The 19,549-nt window shown below is 75.6% G+C and carries 19 protein-coding genes; 11 read left to right on the top strand and 8 right to left on the bottom strand.

Annotated elements, in window-relative coordinates:
- Positions 1-34: 34 nt before the first annotated feature.
- The 6 genes from ACWGB8_RS32725 to ACWGB8_RS32700 form a co-directional block, all read right to left on the bottom strand.
- Entirely contained in the window at positions 35-1,639 is a 1,605-nt protein-coding gene (locus ACWGB8_RS32725) for an MFS transporter (protein ID WP_452217265.1), read from the bottom strand.
- Complete coding sequence (locus ACWGB8_RS32720) at positions 1,636-2,256, bottom strand: TetR/AcrR family transcriptional regulator (RefSeq protein WP_452217264.1); 621 nt, start codon at positions 2,254-2,256, stop codon at positions 1,636-1,638. The genes ACWGB8_RS32725 and ACWGB8_RS32720 overlap by 4 nt, the downstream gene beginning before the upstream one ends.
- 160 nt (positions 2,257-2,416) lie before the next feature.
- A complete protein-coding gene (locus tag ACWGB8_RS32715) occupies positions 2,417-2,809 on the bottom strand; it encodes a cell division protein SepF (RefSeq protein ID WP_452217263.1) in 393 nt (130 codons plus the stop codon).
- Between the two features lie 270 nt (positions 2,810-3,079).
- Positions 3,080-3,595 (bottom strand): DinB family protein, encoded by a 516-nt coding sequence (locus tag ACWGB8_RS32710; protein ID WP_452217262.1) that lies wholly within the window; start codon positions 3,593-3,595, stop codon positions 3,080-3,082.
- A 53-nt stretch (positions 3,596-3,648) separates the two neighbouring features.
- Positions 3,649-4,395 carry a TVP38/TMEM64 family protein gene (locus ACWGB8_RS32705; RefSeq protein WP_452217261.1) on the bottom strand — a complete coding sequence of 249 codons (747 nt, stop codon included), beginning with the start codon at positions 4,393-4,395 and terminating at the stop codon, positions 3,649-3,651.
- An 81-nt stretch (positions 4,396-4,476) separates the two neighbouring features.
- Complete coding sequence (locus ACWGB8_RS32700) at positions 4,477-5,676, bottom strand: MFS transporter (protein ID WP_452217260.1); 1,200 nt, start codon at positions 5,674-5,676, stop codon at positions 4,477-4,479.
- Positions 5,677-5,795: 119 nt separating this feature from the next.
- On the opposite strand from ACWGB8_RS32700, the gene ACWGB8_RS32695 reads away from it, so the two are divergent.
- The 11 genes from ACWGB8_RS32695 (at position 5,796) to ACWGB8_RS32645 (ending at position 16,852) form a co-directional block, all read left to right on the top strand.
- On the top strand, positions 5,796-6,986 hold the full coding sequence (locus tag ACWGB8_RS32695; RefSeq protein WP_452217259.1) for an ROK family transcriptional regulator: 1,191 nt from the start codon (positions 5,796-5,798) through the stop codon (positions 6,984-6,986).
- Between the two features lie 254 nt (positions 6,987-7,240).
- Entirely contained in the window at positions 7,241-7,657 is a 417-nt protein-coding gene (locus ACWGB8_RS32690) for a TOBE domain-containing protein (protein ID WP_452217258.1), read from the top strand.
- A 111-nt stretch (positions 7,658-7,768) separates the two neighbouring features.
- A complete protein-coding gene (locus tag ACWGB8_RS32685; RefSeq protein ID WP_452217257.1) occupies positions 7,769-8,209 on the top strand; it encodes a hypothetical protein in 441 nt (146 codons plus the stop codon).
- Positions 8,206-8,913, top strand: a complete 708-nt coding sequence (locus ACWGB8_RS32680) for a glycerophosphodiester phosphodiesterase (RefSeq protein WP_452217256.1) — start codon at positions 8,206-8,208, stop codon at positions 8,911-8,913. The genes ACWGB8_RS32685 and ACWGB8_RS32680 overlap by 4 nt, the downstream gene beginning before the upstream one ends.
- Positions 8,910-10,028 carry a winged helix DNA-binding domain-containing protein gene (locus ACWGB8_RS32675; RefSeq protein ID WP_452217255.1) on the top strand — a complete coding sequence of 373 codons (1,119 nt, stop codon included), beginning with the start codon at positions 8,910-8,912 and terminating at the stop codon, positions 10,026-10,028. The genes ACWGB8_RS32680 and ACWGB8_RS32675 overlap by 4 nt, the downstream gene beginning before the upstream one ends.
- A 229-nt stretch (positions 10,029-10,257) precedes the next feature.
- Positions 10,258-11,463: an AI-2E family transporter gene (locus tag ACWGB8_RS32670; protein ID WP_452217254.1), complete on the top strand. Its 1,206-nt coding sequence runs from the start codon at positions 10,258-10,260 to the stop codon at positions 11,461-11,463.
- A 27-nt stretch (positions 11,464-11,490) separates the two neighbouring features.
- On the top strand, positions 11,491-12,384 hold the full coding sequence (locus tag ACWGB8_RS32665; protein WP_452217253.1) for a Vgb family protein: 894 nt from the start codon (positions 11,491-11,493) through the stop codon (positions 12,382-12,384).
- A 198-nt stretch (positions 12,385-12,582) separates the two neighbouring features.
- Complete coding sequence (locus ACWGB8_RS32660; RefSeq protein WP_452217252.1) at positions 12,583-13,401, top strand: sigma 54 modulation/S30EA ribosomal C-terminal domain-containing protein; 819 nt, start codon at positions 12,583-12,585, stop codon at positions 13,399-13,401.
- Between the two features lie 200 nt (positions 13,402-13,601).
- Complete coding sequence (gene ctaD, locus ACWGB8_RS32655; protein WP_452217251.1) at positions 13,602-15,404, top strand: aa3-type cytochrome oxidase subunit I; 1,803 nt, start codon at positions 13,602-13,604, stop codon at positions 15,402-15,404.
- A gap of 131 nt (positions 15,405-15,535) precedes the next feature.
- Positions 15,536-15,985, top strand: a complete 450-nt coding sequence (locus ACWGB8_RS32650) for a hypothetical protein (protein ID WP_452217250.1) — start codon at positions 15,536-15,538, stop codon at positions 15,983-15,985.
- Between the two features lie 156 nt (positions 15,986-16,141).
- Positions 16,142-16,852 (top strand): response regulator, encoded by a 711-nt coding sequence (locus ACWGB8_RS32645; protein WP_452217249.1) that lies wholly within the window; start codon positions 16,142-16,144, stop codon positions 16,850-16,852.
- A 106-nt stretch (positions 16,853-16,958) separates the two neighbouring features.
- Here ACWGB8_RS32645 and ACWGB8_RS32640 read toward each other — a convergent pair whose 3' ends face one another.
- Positions 16,959-18,653: a GAF domain-containing protein gene (locus ACWGB8_RS32640; protein WP_452217266.1), complete on the bottom strand. Its 1,695-nt coding sequence runs from the start codon at positions 18,651-18,653 to the stop codon at positions 16,959-16,961.
- A 381-nt stretch (positions 18,654-19,034) separates the two neighbouring features.
- On the bottom strand, positions 19,035-19,549 hold a 515-nt coding region (locus ACWGB8_RS32635; RefSeq protein WP_452217248.1), incomplete at its 5' end, for a copper chaperone PCu(A)C.

The raw sequence follows: 19,549 nt of genomic DNA, 5'->3' as shown, positions 1-19,549 counted from the left end.
CCTCACGAGGTCCGCCACCGGCCGCCGCCGTCGGTCATGCCCGGGGTGCCGCCGCCGGTTCGGGCTCCGCCCGGTCGTGCGGCACGACCGCCCGCTCCGGCTGCTCCGCACCGCCGCGCGGCAGTCCGCGCAGCAGGCGCCAGACCAGGGCGGCGGCGGCCAGCAGCAGTGCACCGCCGAGCAGCGCGGCGACGTTGAACCCGTGGACGAAGGCGTCGCGGGCGCTGCTCAGCAGCGGACCGGCGAGGGCCTCCGGCAGGCCCTGCGCGGCCTCCACCGCGCCGCCCAGCGACTCGCCGGCCTGCTCGGCCGCGGCCGGGCCGGTGCCCGCCGGGACGACCAGCCGGGACGCGTACAGCGCGGTGGCCACCGAGCCGACCAGGGCGATGCCGAGCGCGGTGCCCAGCTCGTACGCGGTCTCGGAGACCGCGGAGGCGGCGCCGGCCTTGTCGGCGGGGGCCGCACCGAGCACCAGGTCGGCGCCCAGGGTGTAGACCACGCCCTCGGCGGTGCCGGTGAGCAGGAAGGACGCCGCCAGCACCAGGTAGGTGGTGTCCTGCTGCACCCAGCCGAGCAGGCCGAGGCCGACGCCCATGCCCAGCAGACCGAAGGTCAGCGCGGCCCGGGCCCCGGTGCGGCGGGCCAGCCGGGCGGTCAGCAGACCGCCCGCCATGGCGCCGGCGAAGGCGGGCAGCTCGGCCAGGCCGGCCTGCAGCGGGCCGTAGCCGCGCACCAGCTGCAGGTACTGCGAGGTCACGAACACCTCGCCGGAGAGCCCGACCAGCGCGATCAGCGAGGCCAGCACGGCGGCGGTGAAGCGCCGGTTGCGGAACAGCCGGACGTCCAGCAGCGGGGTCTCCAGCCGCAGCTGGCGCCGGACGAACAGGGTGAGCGCCGCGGCGCCGAGCAGCCCGGCGACCGGTACGTCCCAGCGGGCGAGCCCGTGCATGGCCGCTTCCTTGATCGCGTACACCACGCCGATCACACCGACCAGCGACAGCGCCACGCTCAGCACGTCCCACCGGCCCGGCTTCGGGTCGCGCGACTCGGGCAGCAGCCAGCCGCCGAGCACCAGCAGCAGGGCCAGCACCGGGATGTTCAGCAGGAAGACCGAGCCCCACCAGAAGTGCTCCAGCAGGACCCCGCCGACCACCGGGCCGAGGGCGGCGCCGGCCGTCGCGGCGGCGCCCCAGATGCCGATGGCGGTGGCCCGCTCGCGGTCGTCCGGGAAGAGGCTGCGGATCAGCGACAGGGTGGACGGCATGATGGTCGCGCCGGCGACGCCGAGCAGGGCGCGGGCCAGGATCAGCCAGCCGGGGCTCGGGGCGTAGGCGGCGAGCAGCGAGGCGGCACCGAAGCCGGTGGCGCCGACGAGCAGCAGCTTCTTGCGACCGATCCGGTCGCTGAGCGAGCCCATCGAGACCAGCAGGCCGGCCAGGACGAAGGAGTACGCGTCGCCGATCCAGAGCAGCTGGGTGCCGCTGGGCTGCAGGGTCTCGCTGATCGAGGGGATGGCCAGGGAGAGCACGGTCGCGTCGACGGCGACCAGGGTGACGGCCAGGACGAGGACGGCGAGGCCGGTCCAGCGCCGGTTGCCGCCGGGGGTGTGCGCGGTGGTGGTCATCGCGGTGGTGCTCATGGGGTATCGGCTTCCGGTTTCCGGTCCGAGGTGCTGTGGGTGGTGGGTCCGGGCGCCGGCGCGGGGGCCGGCCCGGGTCGGCGGAGCGCGCCGCCGAGGAAGAGTTCGACCAGCGAGAAGGCGCCGTCGCGGGGGGCGAGGCGGCCGTCCTGGACGGCCCAGCCGACGCCGGCCACCAGGTCGAAGAAGGCCTCGCCGAGCCAGGCGGCGGAGAGCTCGATCCGGAAGACGCCCTGCTGCTGGCCGCGCAGGAACAGTGCCCGCAGCCGGTCGGACTGGGCCTGCCAGAGCTCGTCGATGCCGGGGTCGTCGTAGAGCTGGTTCTCGCCGGCCAGGAAGGCGCAGAGCATCGCGTCCGGGACGACGGCGTCGGCCAGGCGGCGCAGTGCGGCCCCGGCGTCGCCCTCGTCGACCTCGGCGGTGTCCAGCGCGGCCGCGAAGCGGCGCAGGCCGAGCAGGCCGACCTCGCGGATCAGCGCCTCGCGGCCCGGGAAGAGCCGGTGCAGGGTGGCCCGGCTGATCCCGGCCGCGCGGGCGATCTCGTCGAGATGCGCCGTGGGGCGGCGGGACAGCACGCCGACGGCGGCTTCGAGGACGGAGTCACGATCGGTGGCCATGCAGCAAGTGTAGGTCACATGAGACACCTGTGTCTCAGAATTATCGCCGTCGCCTCAATCGAGACACAGCGGAAGGGGAGCGGGCACGAGAAGACCGGGGACGGCGGGTGCCGTCCCCGGTCCGGGGGTGCGCCGCTGCCCGTGGCCGGGCCGGCTGCGGTCAGCTCTGGTTGTAGAAGCCGGTCTCGTCGAGCGGCCGGTCGATGACCATGACCTCGACCTCGGCCGGGGTCAGCAGGAACACCCGGCGGGCGATCCGCTCGATCCCGCCGCGGGTGCCGAAGACCAGCCCGGAGGCGAAGTCGACCATGCGCTTGGCCTCGGCCTCGTCCATCTCGGTGAGGTCCATGACCACCGGGGTGCTGGCGCGGATGTGCTCGCCGACCGTCCGGGCGGCCTCGAAGCCGGTGGGCCGGAGCGAGACGATCCGGGTCGGCGCGGGGGCCGACGGCACCGTCTCCTGCTCGATCCACTCGTCGTCGTACACCGCGGCCGGGTAGTTCCCGGAGGGCATCAGCCACCCGTTGTGGTGCTCGTCGCGAAGTGCTCCCATGCCGCGCCTCCCTGCCTCGTCCCGTACGCGTCCCCCCGGGTGCGCGCGCCCTTTTGACACGTCATCCACTCGTCGGAACTGTCCGAGTATCGCACTGATCACCGGTCCCGTGCCCGCTCGCGACGTCCGTACGAGTCGTGCCGCACCGGAAACCCGGGCGAACCCGGGCAACTGATGCGACGCAGCAGCTCCGCGTACGGTTGCGCGCGTAGACCATATCGGTTGCGGTCACCCCTTAATTGACCTTCTGTCAACAATGGGGAAACGATTTCATTCGCCCGTGGCGCCGTCGATCAGCTCGCGCAGAAGATCCGCGTGCCCGTTGTGCCGGGCGTACTCCTCGATCATGTGGACCAGGATCCAGCGCAACGAGACCTCGTGGCCGTGGCGCAGCCGCTTGCCGACGGCGTCGAGCGCCAGCCCGTCGACGGCCCGGCGGGACGCCTCGACCTCGGACCGCCAGGTGGCGAGGCCCTCCGCGGCGGAGGCGGTGTCGACCCGGTCGAAGTCGGCGTCCTGGTCCTCGTCCGTCCAGTAGTGGCCGGCCGCCGGGTCCCCGCCGAGCAGGACGACCTCGAACCAGTAGCGCTCGACCTCGGCCATGTGCCGGACCAGGCCGAGCAGGGAGAGCCCGGACGGCGGCACCGAGCGCCGCCGCAACTGCTCCTCGGCGAGGCCCTCGCACTTCAGGGCCAGGGTGGCGCGGTGGAAGTCGAGCCACGCGGTCAGCATGGTCGCCTCGTCCGCGGCGAAGGGGGGATCGGTCCGTGGGGTGGTGGTCGTCATGACGGCCATCCTGACCCGGTCCGGTGACGCCGCGAAAGCGAATTCCGCCCGGCTCAGGGCGCGCTGACCGCCCGTCGACGGGCCGCCCGCCACAGCGTGACGCCGCTGAACAGCACCAGCAGCGCGATCGCCCCGGCCGACAGCAGGAACGCCGCCGACCCGGGCTCCCCGGCACTGGCCGCCGCCGTCACATACACCGTCGTGGTCGGCACCACGCCGATCGCCGTCCCGGCCAGGAACGGCAGGAACCGCACCCCGGAGAAGGCCGCCCCGTAGTTGCCCGCCTGGAACGGCAGGCCCGGCAGCAGCCGCAGCAGCAGCACGCTGCGGAAGCCCTGCTCGGTGAAGCGGCGGTCCAGGCCGGTCAGCAGCCGGCCGCGCAGGTAGGGGCGGAGCGCCTCCCGGCCGAGGGTGCGCCCGAGGGCGAAGGCCGCCACGGCGCCGAGCGTGGTGCCCAGCACGGCGGTCGGCACGCCCTGGGCGGTGCCGAGCAGCAGGCCGGCCGCCGCGTTGAGCGCCGGGCGCGGCATGAAGGCGAGCGTGCCGACCGCGTACACCAGGACGAAGACCGGCAGCGGCACGCCGTCCGAGAGCAGGGCCGTCGGGCTCCACAGCAGCAGCGAGCCGGCCACCGTCCCGAGCACCGCGACCAGCACCCCGAACCGCAGCCAGGCCGCCCGGCCGGGACCGCGCCGCCCCGGCCCGGCGGCCGCCTCGGCGGGCGCGGGCGCAGGTGCGGACGGCGCCGGGGGTACGGGCTGCGCGGGCGCCGTCGGCGGCGCGGGCGAGGCATCGATCACCCCGAGAGCCTAACCCCGGCAGCCCCGCCCCCGGCGACCTCGCCCGGGCCGCCGCGGCCCCCGCCCCCGTCGCCCCTGCCCTCAGCGGCCCGCGGTGGCGTCGGCCGGGTCCCCGGCCCGCCGGAGGGCGCCGGCGCTCAGGACGAGGGCGAAGGTCAGCACGGTGACCAGGGTGAAGGAGACGGTGAGCGAGGTGGCCTGGGCGAGGACGCCGATGACCGCGGGCGCGACCAGGCCGGAGGTGTAGGTGACGGTGGCGACGCCGGCGATGGCCTGGCTGGGGTTGCCGCCGACCCGGCCGGCCGCCGCGAAGGCGAGCGGGACGACCACCGCGATGCCGATGCCGATCAGGGCGAATCCGGGGATGGCGACGGCCGGGCTGTCCGCGGCCACCACCAGCAGCCCGCCCGCGGTGGCGACGACCCCGCTCAGCCTGGTCGCCCGGACGGCCCCGAGGCGGCGGATCACCGCGTCCCCGGCCAGCCGGCTGACCGCCATGGTGAGCGCGAAGGCCGTGTAGGAGACGGCCGCGAGGGTCGGCGAGGCGCCGGTGACGTCCCGCAGGTAGACGCCGCTCCAGTCCATCGAGGCGCCCTCGGCGAACACCGCGCAGAAGCCGACCAGCCCGATCACCAGCGAGCTGCGGGGCGGCAGCGCGAACCGCGGCGGGGCCTCGGCCTCGTCGGCGGCCCGCAGGTCGGGCAGTCCGCGGCCGACCAGCAGTCCTGCGCCGAACAGGACGAGTGCGGTGACCGCGAGCTGCAGCCGGGCGTCGAGGTCGCGGTGGGCGGCGAGGATGCCGAAGCCGGAGGCGATCAGCCCGCCGGCGCTCCACATGCCGTGCAGTCCGGACATGATCGAGCGGCCGATCCGCTGCTCGATCTCCACGCCCTGGGCGTTCATCGCGACGTCCGCCATGCCGGCGGTGGCGCCGAAGACGAGCAGGGCCAGGCAGAGGAAGGGGAGCCCGGGGGCGAGTGCGGGCAGGGCGAGCGCCAGGCACCACAGGGCGAGGAGTCCGCGGGTGGCGGCCCGCCCGCCGTAGCGGTGGACGAAGCGCCCGGCGAGCGGCATGGCGAGGGAGGAGCCGACGGCGGGCATCACCAGGGCGAGGCCGAGCTGCCCGGGGGAGAGGTCAAGCCGGTCCTGGATCCAGGGGATCCGGGAGACGAAGCTCCCGCTGACGGCGCCGTGCACGCCGAACACCAGGGCGATGCTCACCCTGGCCCGGCGGGGGGACTCCAGTGCGTCCCGGGTCTTCCTGGTCAAGTCCTCGATCATGCGGGGTTCCCTCCCGGTCGTGCGGCAGGCGCGTCGGTGCCCTGGACGCGCTTCGCGCCACGGGCGATAAATTATCAGGAAGGGACCCTGATAGAAATCCTCTGGAAGGATGCTCTGCCATGACCACCGTGCGCACGGCCACGCCGAGCACCGCCCGGGCGATCAACGACCGGCTGGCCCTCAACCTGCTGCTCGAACAGGGACCGCTGACCGCCACCGAGCTGCGCGGCCTCACCGGCCTCTCCCGCCCCACCGTCTCCGACCTGCTGGAACGGCTCCAGCGCACCGGCCTGGTCGCCGTCGTCGGCGAACGCGGCGAACAGCGCCGCGGCCCCAACGCCCGGGTCTACGCGCTGGTCGCCGACCGCGCCCACCTCGCCGCCGTGGACGTCCGCACCGCCGGCGTCAGCCTCGTCGTCGCCGACCTGGCCGGCCGCAGCCTCGGCACCGCCGACCTGGTCGTCGACGAACGCGACGGCACCCCGCGCGAACTCGCCGACCGGATCGTCCGCACCCTGCTCGCCACCACCCGCGAGGCCGGCGTCGACCGGCTGCACACCGTCGCCGTCGGCGCGCCCGGCCTGGTCGACCCCGCCACCGGGCGCCTCTACAGCACCGGCAAGCTCCCCGCCTGGCACGCCGAACTGCTCACCGCCCTGGCGGAGCTGCCCGGCACCGACGTGATCCTGGAGAACGAGGTCAACCTCGCCGGCCACGCCGAGCACCGGGTCGGCGCCGCCCGCGGCCAGGACACCTTCGTGCTGCTCTGGCTCGGCCACAGCGTCGGCGCCGCCGTCGTCATCGACGGCAAGCTGCGCCGGGGGGCGTCCGGCGGTACCGGCGAGATCTGCTTCCTGCCCGTCCCCGGCACGGTCGGCCTGCCCAGTGCCTCCGAGTGCGAGGGCGGCTTCCACGGTCTGGTCGGCTCCGCGGCGGTCTGCGCGCTCGCCCGCGCCCACGGCCTGCCCGCCGACCCCGCCGACGACGCGGCCGCCGCCGAGGCCGCCGTCCGGGCCGCCCTCGACGCCGGGCCGGCCGGGGATGGCTTCCTCGACGCCCTCGCCGGACGGATCGCGATCGGCGCCGCCGCCGTCTGCGTGGTCCTCGACCCCGGCTGCGTCGTGCTGGGCGGCGAGACCGGCCGGGCCGGCGGCGCCGAGCTGGCCCGCCGCGTCGAGGACCGGCTGGCCGGCCTCAACCCGCTGCGCACCGCGGTCAGGGCCGGTACGGCGGGCGGCGGTGCGATCCTCGCCGGGGCCGTGCTCACCGCCGGGGATGCCGTCCGGCGGGACCTCTTCGGCGAGCCCTGAGCGGCCGAGCCGTGGCCCGCGCAGCTGGCTGTGCGCCGTCCGCCCGCTGCCTGCCGTACGGCCGGGCCGCCGTCCGCGCGGCGCCCGCCGGTGCTCCGCTTGGCCCCGCCGCCCGGTCGTACGGCAGGATGGCGGCGGGGCGGCCGCACACGGCCCGGGCCGAGCGGTCCGGCGGTCGTCCGTACGCCCTTGCACGCCTTCGTACGCCTTTGCACGCCGTCCGCACCCAGTCCGAACAGTCGTCAGGAGTCCCCATGGCCCAGCACGAGGCGGCGGTCAACCCGTACCGGATCGGTGAGGCGGCGGCCCTGCTCGGGGTGAGCGCCGACACCATGCGCCGCTGGGTGGACGCCGGGCGGGTGGCCGCCGACCGCGACGAGCACGGCCACCGGATCATCCCCGGAGCCCAGCTCGCCGCCTTCGCCCGCGAGCTGGCCCGCCCGGAGAACGCCGAGGCCGAGGGCCGCCCGTCCTCCGCCCGCAACCGCTTCCCCGGGATCGTCACCGACGTCGTGCTCGGCGACGTCGCCGCCCAGGTCGAGATCCAGGCCGGGCCGTTCCGGGTGGTCTCGCTGATCAGCCGGGAGTCGGCCGAGGAACTGGGCCTGGTGCCCGGCGCGCCCGCCACGGCGGTCATCAAGTCGACCAATGTGATGGTCGAACGCCGCTGACCTCCGGGCCGCCCGCCCAGTCCGGCCCGACCCGCGCCCCGCACCGCCGCGTTCCCGCCCCGCCGCCCCCGCACCGCCCGCCGTGTCCCCGACCGAAAGGCTCCGCCCCCGATGGCCCACCCGCCGCTGCCGTCCACCCAGAGCGCCGTGTTCGCGATCGAGGCGATGGCCGCCCGGCACGGCCGCGAGGTCCGGGCCGAGCACGACATCGGCCACGACCGGACCTTCGCCGGACTCACCGCCCCCGAGCGCGGCGAACTCGACGCGATACCGCACGAGGCCCTGGTGGCGATCGGCGGCCCGCCCACCGTCACCGTCCGCCTGTTCGTCCACGACGAGGTGGTGATCACCGTCGACGGCATCGCCTTCGACGTCCCCCGGGACAGCGCCCCGGCCTTCCTGCACTCGGTGTGGAGCGGGCTGGTCCACGTGAAGCAGCGGACCTTCCCGCCGTCCACCGTGCTGATCGTGACCGTGCCCGGCGAGCCCGGCTACCGCGAGCACGTCGACGGCCCGCACCTCACCCCCTGGCTCGCGGGGCTGGTCCGGTGACCGCCGACCCGCGCCGGGTGCTCGCCGTCGCCCACCGCGGCGACCCCTACCGGCGCCGCGAGAACACCCTCCCCTCCGTCGAGTCCGCGCTCGCCGCCGGGGCCGACGCCGTCGAGGTCGACGTCCGGCTCACCCGCGACGGCGTCCCGGTCCTGCTGCACGACCCCACCCTGGAACGCCTCTGGGCCGACCCCCGCCCGCTGCACCGGGTCACCCTCGACCAGCTGGACGAGCTGCGCCGCGGCCCGCTCGCCGTGCCGACCCTCGCCGAGGCGGTCAAGGCCGTCGCGGCCTTCCCCGGCACCAGGCTGCTGCTCGACCTGGACGACCCGGGCCCGGCCGCCGCCACCTGGGAGACCGTCACCGGCCTCGGCGCGGAGGACCGGGTCGCCTTCTGCGGCCCCGCCACCGCGATGCTCGCCGTCCGCGCGCTCGCCCCCGGGGCCGAGCTCGCCCTCACCTGGAAGCAGCCCGTGCTGCCCGCTGCCGCGCTCCTCGCCGACCTGCGTCCGCGCTACCTCAACCCGCCGTTCGGCCTGGTCACCCCGGAGCTCGTCGGCGCCGCCCGGGACGCCGGACTCGCCGTCTCCACCTGGACCGCCGACCTGCGCCGCACCATGCGCAGGTTGCGCGCGGTCGGCGCCGACTCCATCACCACCAACCGCATCGCGGTGCTCCGCTCCGTCCTGGACGGCCGCCGATGAGCGCCCCGGCCGCCCTCCCCGTGCTCGGTCCGCGCGCCCTCGGCCGCGCCCTGCTCGCCCGCCAGCACCTGCTGGCCCGGACGTCCGGGACGACCCCGCTCGGCATGGTCGAGCACCTGGTCGGCCTGCAGGCCCAGGCCGTCCCGCAGCCGCCCTACCTCGGCCTCTGGTCCCGGCTGGACGGCTTCGCCCCGGCCGCGCTCAGCGAGCTGATCGAGGACCGGCGGGCGGTCCGGATCGCCCTCCAGCGCGGCACCATCCACCTGGTCGGCGCCGCCGACTGCCTGACCCTGCGCCCGCTGCTGCAGCCCGTGCTCGACCAGGGCATGCGCAACACCTACGGCAAGCGGCTGGCCGGGCTCGACCTCGCCGCGCTCGCCGCCGAGGCCCGGGAGCTGGTCGAGGCGGAGCCGCGCACCTTCCAGCAGCTCGGCGCCCTGCTCGCCGCCGGCCGTCCGGACCGCGACCCGGCCGCGCTGGCGCAGGCCGCGCGCTGCCTGCTGCCGCTGGTCCAGGTGCCGCCGCGCGGGGTCTGGGGCCGCAGCGGCGCCGCCGCGCACACCACCGCCGAGCACTGGCTGGGGCGCCCGCTCGACCCCGAGCCCGCGCTCGACGACCTGGCGCTGCGCTACCTCGCCGCCTTCGGCCCGGCCACCGTCGCCGACCTGCAGAAGTGGTGCGGCCTCACCCGGCTCGGCGCGGTGCTGAAGGGGCTCGCCCCACGGCTCGTCACCTTCCGCGACGAGCAGGGCCGGCTGCTGTACGACCTGCCGGACGCCCCGCGGCCCGACCCGGAGGTGCCGGCGCCGGTCCGGCTGCTGGCGCCCTTCGACAACCTGCTGCTCTCGCATGCCGACCGCACCCGGGTGCTGCCCGAGGAGTACCGCGGCCGGGTGATGACGCAGAACGGCATCGTGCTGGGCACCCTGCTGGTGGACGGGCTGGTCGCGGGCCTCTGGGAGCTGGTGGCGGACCGGTCGGGCGGGCACACGGCGCTGGTCCGGCCGTTCGCCCCGCTGCGGCGGGCGGACCGGCGGGCGGCGGTCGAGGAGGGCGAGCGGGCGCTGGCCTTCGCGGGCGGCGGCGGGGACGTCCGGGTGGTGGCGGAGGACTGACGCGGGGTCGTCCCGGGCGTGTCGGATGTCCGGGAGTTTCGGGGGTTTGTGTGCTGGTATGTCCCGTATGGCAGCCGAACCCCCGAGCGACGGCCCCCCGAGTGGAGAACCCCGGGGCGGCGGCCCCCCGGGCGACGGACCTCCGCGTGACGGCCTTCCGCGTGACGGCCTTCCGCGCGGCGGCGCCGGCCGCGGCGACCGCCGGCCCTCCGCCGCGCTGCCGCCGGTCGTGCGCACCGCGGCCGCCTGGTCGGTGGCGGTCATCCTGTTCATCACCGTCGCCTCGCTGGTGGTCTTCGCGATCGTCCAGCTGCGGGCCGCCACCGTCCCGGTGATCATCGCGCTGCTGGGCACCTCGCTGCTGTACCCGGTGATGCCGTGGATGGTCCGGCACGGCGTCGGCCGGGGCCCGGCCGCAGGCCTCACCTGCGCCGTCCTGGTGCTGGCGGTCGGCGGGGTGATCGCCCTGCTGGTCAACTCCCTGGTGCACAGCGCCCCACAGATCGCGGAGGCGCTCCAGGAGGCGGGCGACCGGATCGCCGGCTGGCTCGGCCCGTTCGGAGCGAGGATCCAGAACGTCCTGGACAGCGCCCAGGGCGAGTCCGACTCGCTGGTCTCCACGTTCGCCACCGGGGTGCTCTCGGGCCTCGGGTTCGCCACCCAGATCGCCACCGGCGCGGTGCTCGCGCTCGCCCTGGTCTTCTTCTTCCTCCGGGACGGCCACCGCACCGGTGACACGGTCCGCTCCTACCTGCCGGGCCGGGCCGGCGACACCGTCGTCGCCTGTGGGGTGAAGGCCTTCGAGGCGATGGCCGGCTTCATGCGCGGCACCACCCTGATCGCGGCGATCGACGCGACCTTCATCACCGTCGGCCTGGCGATCCTCGGCGTCCCCGGGGCCGCCGGGCTCGGCGCGCTGGTGTTCATGGGCGCGTACATCCCGTTCGTCGGCGCCTTCCTCTCCGGCTCGGTCGCGGTGCTGGTCGCGCTGGCCGAGGGCGGCCTGGCGATCGCGCTCTGGGCGCTGGGGATCGTCCTCGCGGTGCAGGCGATCGAGGGCAACGTCCTGCAGCCCTTCATCCAGAGCCGCACGGTGGAACTGCACCCCGCCACCATCATGGTCGCCGTGGTGGCCGGCGCCGGGCTCATGGGGATCCTGGGTGCGCTGCTCGCGGTGCCGATCTGCGCGGCGGTGCTCGGCGTGGTCTCCGTGCTGCGCGGCACCGACGGCGGGCCGGGCCGGCGGCGCGGCCCGGACGGTACCCCCGGCGACGGCGACGGCGACGGTACCTCCGGCGACGGTGCCGACGTCGGCGATGCGGGGCCCCGGCGCCCCGGGCCCCGGTGGTACCGGAACGATCCCGGGCCCGGCCGCCGGCTGACCCCCTTGCCCTGCGGCCCCCGTACATGTCAGGGTCGGACGAAGATCAACTGACGCCGGAGCCCGAGGGGGAGCCCACCGATGTCCCGAACCACCGAACCGATCGAACAGCGCACCGTCGCCGACCCGGCGGCCGGCCCGTACGCCGTCACCACCGGCCCGGACGGCGCGCTCTGGTTCACTCTGGTGCACGCCGGAGCGATCGGCCGGCTCGCCCCCGACGGTGCGGTGGAGCACTTCGCCCTGGACTCCGCGGAGTGCGGGCCCTCGGTGATCGTCCCCGGCCCGGACGGCGCGCTCTGGTTCACCCGCCTCAAGGACCACCGGATCGGCCGGATCACCGTCGACGGCACCTCCGAGTCCTTCCCGCTGCCCACCCCGGGCGCCGGCCCCTTCGGCATCGCGGTCGGCCCCGACGGGGCGCTCTGGTTCACCGAGCTGAACGCCGACCGGATCGGCCGGATCACCGTCGACGGCGAGGTGACGGAGTACCCGCTGCCGGCCGCCGGCGCGTTCCCCTCGGCGATCACCGCCGGTCCGGACGGCGGCCTCTGGTTCGCCCTCAACCAGGCGAACGCGATCGGCCGGATCGGCACCGACGGCACGATCGCCGTCCACCCGCTGCCCACCGCGGGCGCGGCCCCGGTCGGCATCACCGCAGGACCGGACGGCGCGCTCTGGTTCGTCGAGATCGGCGCCGGGCGGATCGGCCGGATCACCGTCGACGGCAAGGTGACGGAGTACCCGCTGCCGGACCCGGCGGCCCGGCCGCACGCCATCACCGCCGGCCCCGACGGCTCCTGCTGGTTCACCGAATGGGGCGGCAACCGGATCGGCTCGATCACCCCGGACGGGACGGTCGAGGAGTACGAGCTGCCCACCCCCGGCTCCGAACCGCACGGCATCGCGGTCGGCCCGGACGGTGCGGTCTACGCGGCGCTGGAGATCGGCGCGCTGGCCCGGCTGCGCCCCTGACCGGGCCGGCCCGACCGCGGGGCGGGGGCCGGACGGGGGCGGGCCCGGACGGGCGCCGGGCGGTGCCGGGCCACCGGTACCGGGGCCCGGGGCCGTTCGGCCCTTGCCTCGGACGGCACCCGGCGGCAAGGTGAGCGCCGCACGGCGGTGGGGCCGTGGCGCAGGCATGGGAAGACGAAGAGACCCGAGGTGGGGGAATTGGTCACGGTACAGGTGCGGGACGGCATTTCGCGGAGCTTCGCGGCCGACACCAGAGCCCGGGTCGCGGCCGTCGTCGGCGGCGCCGACGCGATGGTCGAGGCGCTGCGGGTCCGGGTCGGCCTGGTCGGCGCGGCCACCGTGCTCGCGCAGGTCAACGCGGAGGTCGACGGCCGCCGGATCCGGGTCCAGGAGGCTGCGGGCGAGTTCGGCGAGGTCCTGGACCGGGTCGCGGACGGGCTGCGCCAGCGGATCGCCACCGCCGCCTCGGGCTGGGCGCCCCGGCCGTGGCCCCGGCGCCCGCGCGGCCGGGGTACGGCGGTGCGGACCGGGCCGGCCCCCGCCGACCGCCTGCCGGAGGGCATCGAGCGGCCGGTCGGCAGCGGCCTGCGTGCCGCCCCCCGCGAGCTGCGCGCCCGCCTGCCGTACGCGACCGAGCTGCCGCGGATCGTCCGGCGCAAGTGGGCGCACCTGGTGTGGTGCTCGCCCGACGCGGCGGTCCGCACGATGGACGCGATGGACTACGACATCCACCTGTTCACCGATCCGGCGACCGAGACCGACGCGGTGGTCTACCGGGTCGGCCCGACCGGCTACCGGCTGGCCCGCACCCAGGCGGCGGCCCCGCCCTGCCGGCCCACCGTGCCGATGACGCTGAGCCCGCACGGGGCGCCGGAGCTGACCGAGCCGCAGGCCGTCGAGCGGCTGGTCCGGGCCGAGCTGCCGTTCCTGTTCTTCGCCCAGCCGGGCAGCGGCTCCGGGCGGGTGGTCTACCGCAGGTTCGACGGCGGACTCGGCCTGATCTCGGCGGCCGGCTGACACCGGGGCCAAGCCGTCGCGTCGGGGAGCCGTCGCGGGCGGGGAGTCAACTCCTCGGGCCTGTCCGGCAAGACCGGCCGGACAGGCCCTCGGCCCGCGGCGGCTCTTCGCCGGTCCGGAGGGCCCTGCGAAGTCGGGCCCACCGGCCCGGGCCCGCTGGGTCCAACGGCCCTGGGGCCGCACCTCCCGAACTCCTGATCATGGATCGCCATCCATCCGCAGCAGTTCGAAGGAGAGCGTCCGTGAGCGCCATCGAGGCAAGGGACGGCAGCGCGCCGCCGCCGGCCGCAGCAGGGCCGGCCGGGGTCCGGGCGAGGAGGCCGGGGTCGGCCGTGGTCAGGCTGCTGACGACCACCGACCACAAGACCATCGGCAGCATGTACCTGGTGTCGGCGTTCGCGTTCTTCCTGATCGGCGGGGTGCTGGCGCTGGTGATGCGCGCCGAACTCGCCCGTCCGGGCACCCAGATCCTCTCCAACGAGCAGTTCAACCAGGCGTTCACCATGCACGGCTCGGTGATGCTGCTGCTGTTCGCGATGCCGCTGTTCACCGGCTTCGCGAACTGGATCATGCCGCTGCAGATCGGCGCGCCCGACGTGGCCTTCCCCCGGCTCAACATGCTGGCCTACTGGCTGTTCATGTTCGGCTCGCTGATCGCCGCGGCCGGCTTCGCCACCCCGCAGGGCGCCGCCGACTTCGGCTGGTTCCTCTACGCGCCGCTCTCCGACGCCGTCCACTCGCCGGGTGTCGGCTCCGACATGTGGATCATGGGCGTGACGCTCTCCGGCTTCGGCAGCATCCTCGGCGCGGTCAACTTCATCACCACCATCATCTGCATGCGGGCCCCCGGCCTGACGATGTTCCGGATGTCCATCTTCTGCTGGAACGTCCTGCTGACCTCGGTGCTGGTGCTGCTGGTCTTCCCGGTGCTGGCCGCCGCCCTGCTCGCCCTGGAGTGCGACCGCAAGTTCGGCTCGCACGTCTTCGACCCGGCCAGCGGCGGGGCGATGCTCTGGCAGCACCTGTTCTGGTTCTTCGGCCACCCCGAGGTGTACATCCTGGCGCTGCCGTTCTTCGGGATCGTCTCCGAGGTCATCCCGGTCTTCTCCCGCAAGCCGATGTTCGGCTACGCGGGCCTGATCGCCGCCACCGTCGCCATCGCCGGCCTGTCGGTGACGGTCTGGGCGCACCACATGTACGTCACCGGGCAGGTCCTGCTGCCGTTCTTCTCCTTCATGACCTTCCTGATCGCCGTCCCGACCGGGGTGAAGTTCTTCAACTGGGTCGGCACCATGTGGAAGGGCTCACTGAGCTTCGAGACACCCATGCTCTGGACCGTCGGCTTCCTGGTCACCTTCCTCTTCGGCGGCCTCACCGGCGTCCTGCTCGCCGCCCCGCCGATCGACTTCCACGTCTCCGACTCGTACTTCGTCGTCGCCCACTTCCACTACACGCTGTTCGGCACGGTGGTGTACGCGATGTTCGCCGGCTTCCACTTCTGGTGGCCGAAGATGACGGGGAAGATGCTGGACGAGCGGCTCGGGAAGATCACCTTCTGGACGCTGACCATCGGCTTCCACGGCACCTTCCTGGTGCAGCACTGGCTAGGCGCCGAGGGCATGCCCCGCCGCTATGCCGACTACCTGGCCGACGACGGCTTCACCACCCTGAACACCGTCTCGACGATCGCTTCGTTCCTGCTCGGCCTGTCGATCCTGCCCTTCCTCTACAACGTCTGGAAGACCGCCAAGTACGGCGAGAAGGTCGAGACCGACGACCCGTGGGGCTACGGCCGCTCGCTGGAGTGGGCCACCTCCTGCCCGCCGCCGCGCCACAACTTCACCACCCTGCCGCGGATCCGCTCCGAATCGCCCGCCTTCGACCTCCACCACCCGGAGATCGCCGCCCGCGACTGGTTCGACAACCACGGCGAGCCCGCCAAGCACCTCGCCGGTGTCGTCCCCGCCCGGTACGACGGCGAGCGCGGCGGCCCCGCGAGCTGACCCGCTCCCGGACCGCCCCCGAACGCCGTCCCCGCCCGTGTCGCTGCCCCCGGGCGGGCGGGGACGGCCCGCCCCGCACCGCCTCCGACCCGTCCCCGCACCGCCTCCGATCCCGGCTGAGGAGCACTGGCATGTCCCACACCGTCCTGGCCGTCGGCACCGCCGCGGTCACCGCCTCCGGCTGCGTCTGGTACCTGCCCGCCATCGCCGACCTCCGCGCGGGCGAAGACCGCCCCCGCTCGACCCGCACCGCCGCCGCGGCCTGCTTGGTCTGGTGGGCCGCGCTCGCCCTGGCCGCCGCCCTGCTGCCGACCGTCGGCGACTGGCGGCCGGCCGCCCGGATCGCCCTGGCCGGCCTGGTCGCCGCCACCCTGCTGCGACTGCGCGCCGCCCGTTACCACCGCGCCGAACAGCGCGAGGAGCGGCTGCGCTGGTCCGTCCTCGGCACCGTCGCCGGACCGCTGCGGGCCGTGCCGCTGCCCGCCCGGCCCGATGCCCGGGCCCTGCTCGCCGGGCTGCTGGCCCTGGTGGCGCTCGCCTCGCTCGCCGCGGTCGCCGCCCTCTTCGCCGTCGGCGGCTAGGTCCGACAGGATCGGCCGGACACGACCTGGGCGCCGGAATCCTCCGTGCGCGGCCGAATGGGGCCGTTCGGCCCTGGGCACGCACCGGCCCCGTCGGTGATGATGCGACCGTCCCGCAGCAGTGTGCCGGGCACGACAAGGGTGGAAGTACGCGTGATGGCGAGCAGTACGGCCGGTGCCGCAGCACCGGTGAGGGTCTTTCTGTTGGACGACCACGAGGTGGTGCGCCGCGGTGTGCACGATCTGCTGGACTGCGAGCCCGACCTCCAGGTCGTCGGCGAGGCCGCCACCGCCGAACAGGCCCTGGTCCGGGTGCCCGCGCTGCGCCCCGACGTCGCCGTGCTCGACGTCCGCCTCGGGGACGGCGACGGGGTGGCCGTCTGCCGTGAACTGCGCTCCCGGATGCCGGACCTGGCCTGCCTGATGCTCACCTCCTTCGACGACGAGGAGGCGCTGCTGGACGCCGTCATGGCGGGCGCCGCCGGCTATGTCCTCAAGCAGATCAGCGGGACCGACCTGGTCGCCGCCGTCCGCACGGTCGCCTCCGGCCGGTCGATGCTCGACCCGGGCGCGGCCACCCGCCTGCTCGCCCGGCTGCGCAGCGACCACGAGCCCGCGCAGCAGCCCGCCCCCGGCGGCCCGGAGCTGACCGCGCGCGAGCAGGAGGTGCTCGCCCTGATCGGCGAGGGGCTGACCAACCGGCAGATCGGCGAGCGGCTCTACCTGGCGGAGAAGACCGTCAAGAACCACGTCTCGCGGCTGCTCGCCAAGCTCGGCGTCGAACGCCGGGTGCAGGCCGCGCTGATCGCCACCGAGTTGGCGCGGCCGTCGGCGGCCCCGCCGGGCGGGCACCCGCGCGGCCGCTGAGCCGGTGCGGTGCGCTGGTGCGCCGGTGCGGTGGGCCTCGGCCGAGCGGTCGCCGAGCCGGTGCGGTGGGCGGGGAGCCGCGCGGCTCCCCGCCCGCGGACGGCCGTCAGCCGAGCGGGGCCTCCCAGGCCAGCACCGTCCCGCCGCCCTCGGCCGGCCGCAGGGCGAAGCTCCCGCCCACCCGCTCGGCCCGCTCGGCGAGGTTGCGCAGCCCGCTGCGCCGGCCGCCGTCGGCCACCCCGACACCGTTGTCGGTCACGGTGAGGGCGACCCGGCCGCCGACCGCCCGCAGTGCCACCTCCACCCGGCTCGCCCGGGCGTGCCGGGCCGCGTTGCTCAACGCCTCGCCGAGCACGGCCATCACCTGCTCGGCCAGTTCGGCCGGCACGTCGGTGTCGAGCAGCCCCTCCATGCTCAGCCGGGGTGCGAAGCCCAGCGTGCCCTGCGCCTCGCCGACGGCCCGGGTGGCGCGGGCCCGCAGCCCGCGGTCCGGCTCGTTGTGGGCGCGCAGCCCGAAGATCGTCGACCGGATGATCTTGATGGTCTCGTCCAGGTCCGCGACCGCCCGGCTCACCCGGTCCGCCGCGCCCTGGCTGTCGATCAGCCGGCCCGCGCTCTGCAGCGTCATCCCGGTCGCGAACAGCCGCTGGATCGCCAGGTCGTGCAGGTCCCTGGCGATCCGGTCGCGGTCCTCCAGCAGCGTCAACTGCTCGGCGTCCCGCCGCCGTTCGGCCAGCTCCAGGGCCAGCGCCGCCTGGTCCGCGAAACCCTGCAGCGGGCCGGTCTCCTCCGCCGTGAACGGCGGCCCGCCGCGCTCGCGCGCCAGCAGCAGCACACCCCGGCTGAACGCCGTCGAGGTGCCCAGCGGCACCGCCACCGCCGGCCCCAGCCCGGCGAACCGCCCCGGCGGGCCCGCCGGGTAGCGCCCGTCGCACTCCAGCTCGCCGCTGGTCACCGGCGAACCCGACACGTACGCGGCGCCCGAGAGCGTGCCGTCCACCGGCACCGTGACGCCCAGCCGGTCCGGCGAACCGCCGCCCAGCGCCACCTCCACCGCCAGCTCGTCCGCCCGCTCGCCGGGATCCGCGAGCGCCACCGAGACGTCCGCCAGCTCCGCCCCCGCGATCTCCCGGGCCCGGCGCGCGATCAGCTCCACGACCGCCATCCGCGGCGCCCCCGACAGCAGACTGCGGGTGATCTCCGCGCTCGCCTGCAGCCAGCGCTGCTGGCGCTGCGCCTCCTCGTACAGCCGGGCGTTGTCGATCGCCACCCCGGCCGCCACCGCGAGGGTGGCGATCACCGCCTCGTCGTCGGCGTCGAAGTCCAGCCCGCCGCGCTTGTCGGTCAGGTACAGGTTGCCGAACACCTCCCCGCGCACCCGCACCGGCACCCCGAGGAAGGTGTGCATCGGCGGGTGGTGCTGCGGGAAGCCCGCCGAGGCCGGATGGTCCGACAGCACCGGGCAGCGCAGCGGCTGCGGATCCCGGATCAGCTCACCGAGGATGCCGCGGCCGGACGGCAGCGGCCCGATCGCCTCGATCTCCGCGTCGGTCAGGCCCACCGTCAGGAACTGCGACAGCGAGTGCCCGTCCGCGCCGATCACCCCGAGCGCCGCGTACCGGGCGTCCACCAGGTCGGCGGCGGCCTCCACGATCCGGTGCAGCGCCTGGCCGAGGTCCAGCTCCCGGCCGACCGCCAGCACCGCCTCCAGCAGGCTGTGCACGCGGTCCCGGGTGCCGCGGGCCGCGTCGATCCGCCACTGGAGCTCCTCCAGCAGCTCGTCCAGCCGCAGCTGCGGTATCCGGGCCTTCCGCTCGCGCCGACCGGGCTCGGTGGGCTCCTGGGCCGGGGTCCCGCTCGTTCCCGCCCGCGTACCGTCCGCCACCGCAGCCACTCCTTCGCCCTGCCCGGGCCCCGTCGGGCGGGCCCCGGACGCCCCTCCTCCCGGTCGGCCGACCGGGGGAGATATGTCGGATTCACGCTAGCGCCCGAACGGCCCCGACCGGAACGCCGGGTCCCGGACCGCGGGGCCGGGACCTTCGGCCCCCCGACCCGGGCCGGGCGACTCTGGTACGGGGGCGCCCGGTGGGGCCAGGGTGGTGAACGGAACGGACGGGGCGTCAGCCGTCCGGGCCGGTGCGCGCAGGAGGCCGTTCCCCGTCGGCCTCCTGCGCAGCCGTGCTCATCGTTGGCCGGGCCGGCCGCCCGGCGGGACGACCTCGGCCCGCACCCGCAGCGGCGGGCTGTTGCGGAAGTGCAGGGTGAACTCCACCGGCTGCCCCGGCCGCAGGGCGGGCGGGGAGGCGATCAGCAGATCGCCGTCCTCCGGGGACATCACCAGCTCGCCCCGGGCCGGCACCTCCAGCGCCGTCACCGGCTCCCAGCGGCCGGCCGCCCCCAGGTGCCGGTGCCGCTTCAGCACCACCGGCCCGCCGAACTCCCACTCCGCGCCGACCAGCCGGTCCGGCACGTCCCCGGGGTTGCGGATCGTGAAGAATGCCGCGGTGGCGGTCGCCGCTCCGCCCGCAGGCAGCAGCACCCGGCCGCCGCCGACCGCCTCCACCGGCCGCGCCCGGCCCGCCCCGCCCACCGCCGTCCACCCGGTCAGCAGCGCCAGCGCGAGCACCGCCGCGCCCACCGGAGGGGCCGCGGCCCACAGCCGCCGGACGTCACGGGCGCGCCGCCCGCTCACCGGGC

It is taken from the genome of Kitasatospora sp. NPDC054939, assembly GCF_053610105.1.
This window is presented reverse-complemented; position numbering and strand designations above follow the sequence as displayed.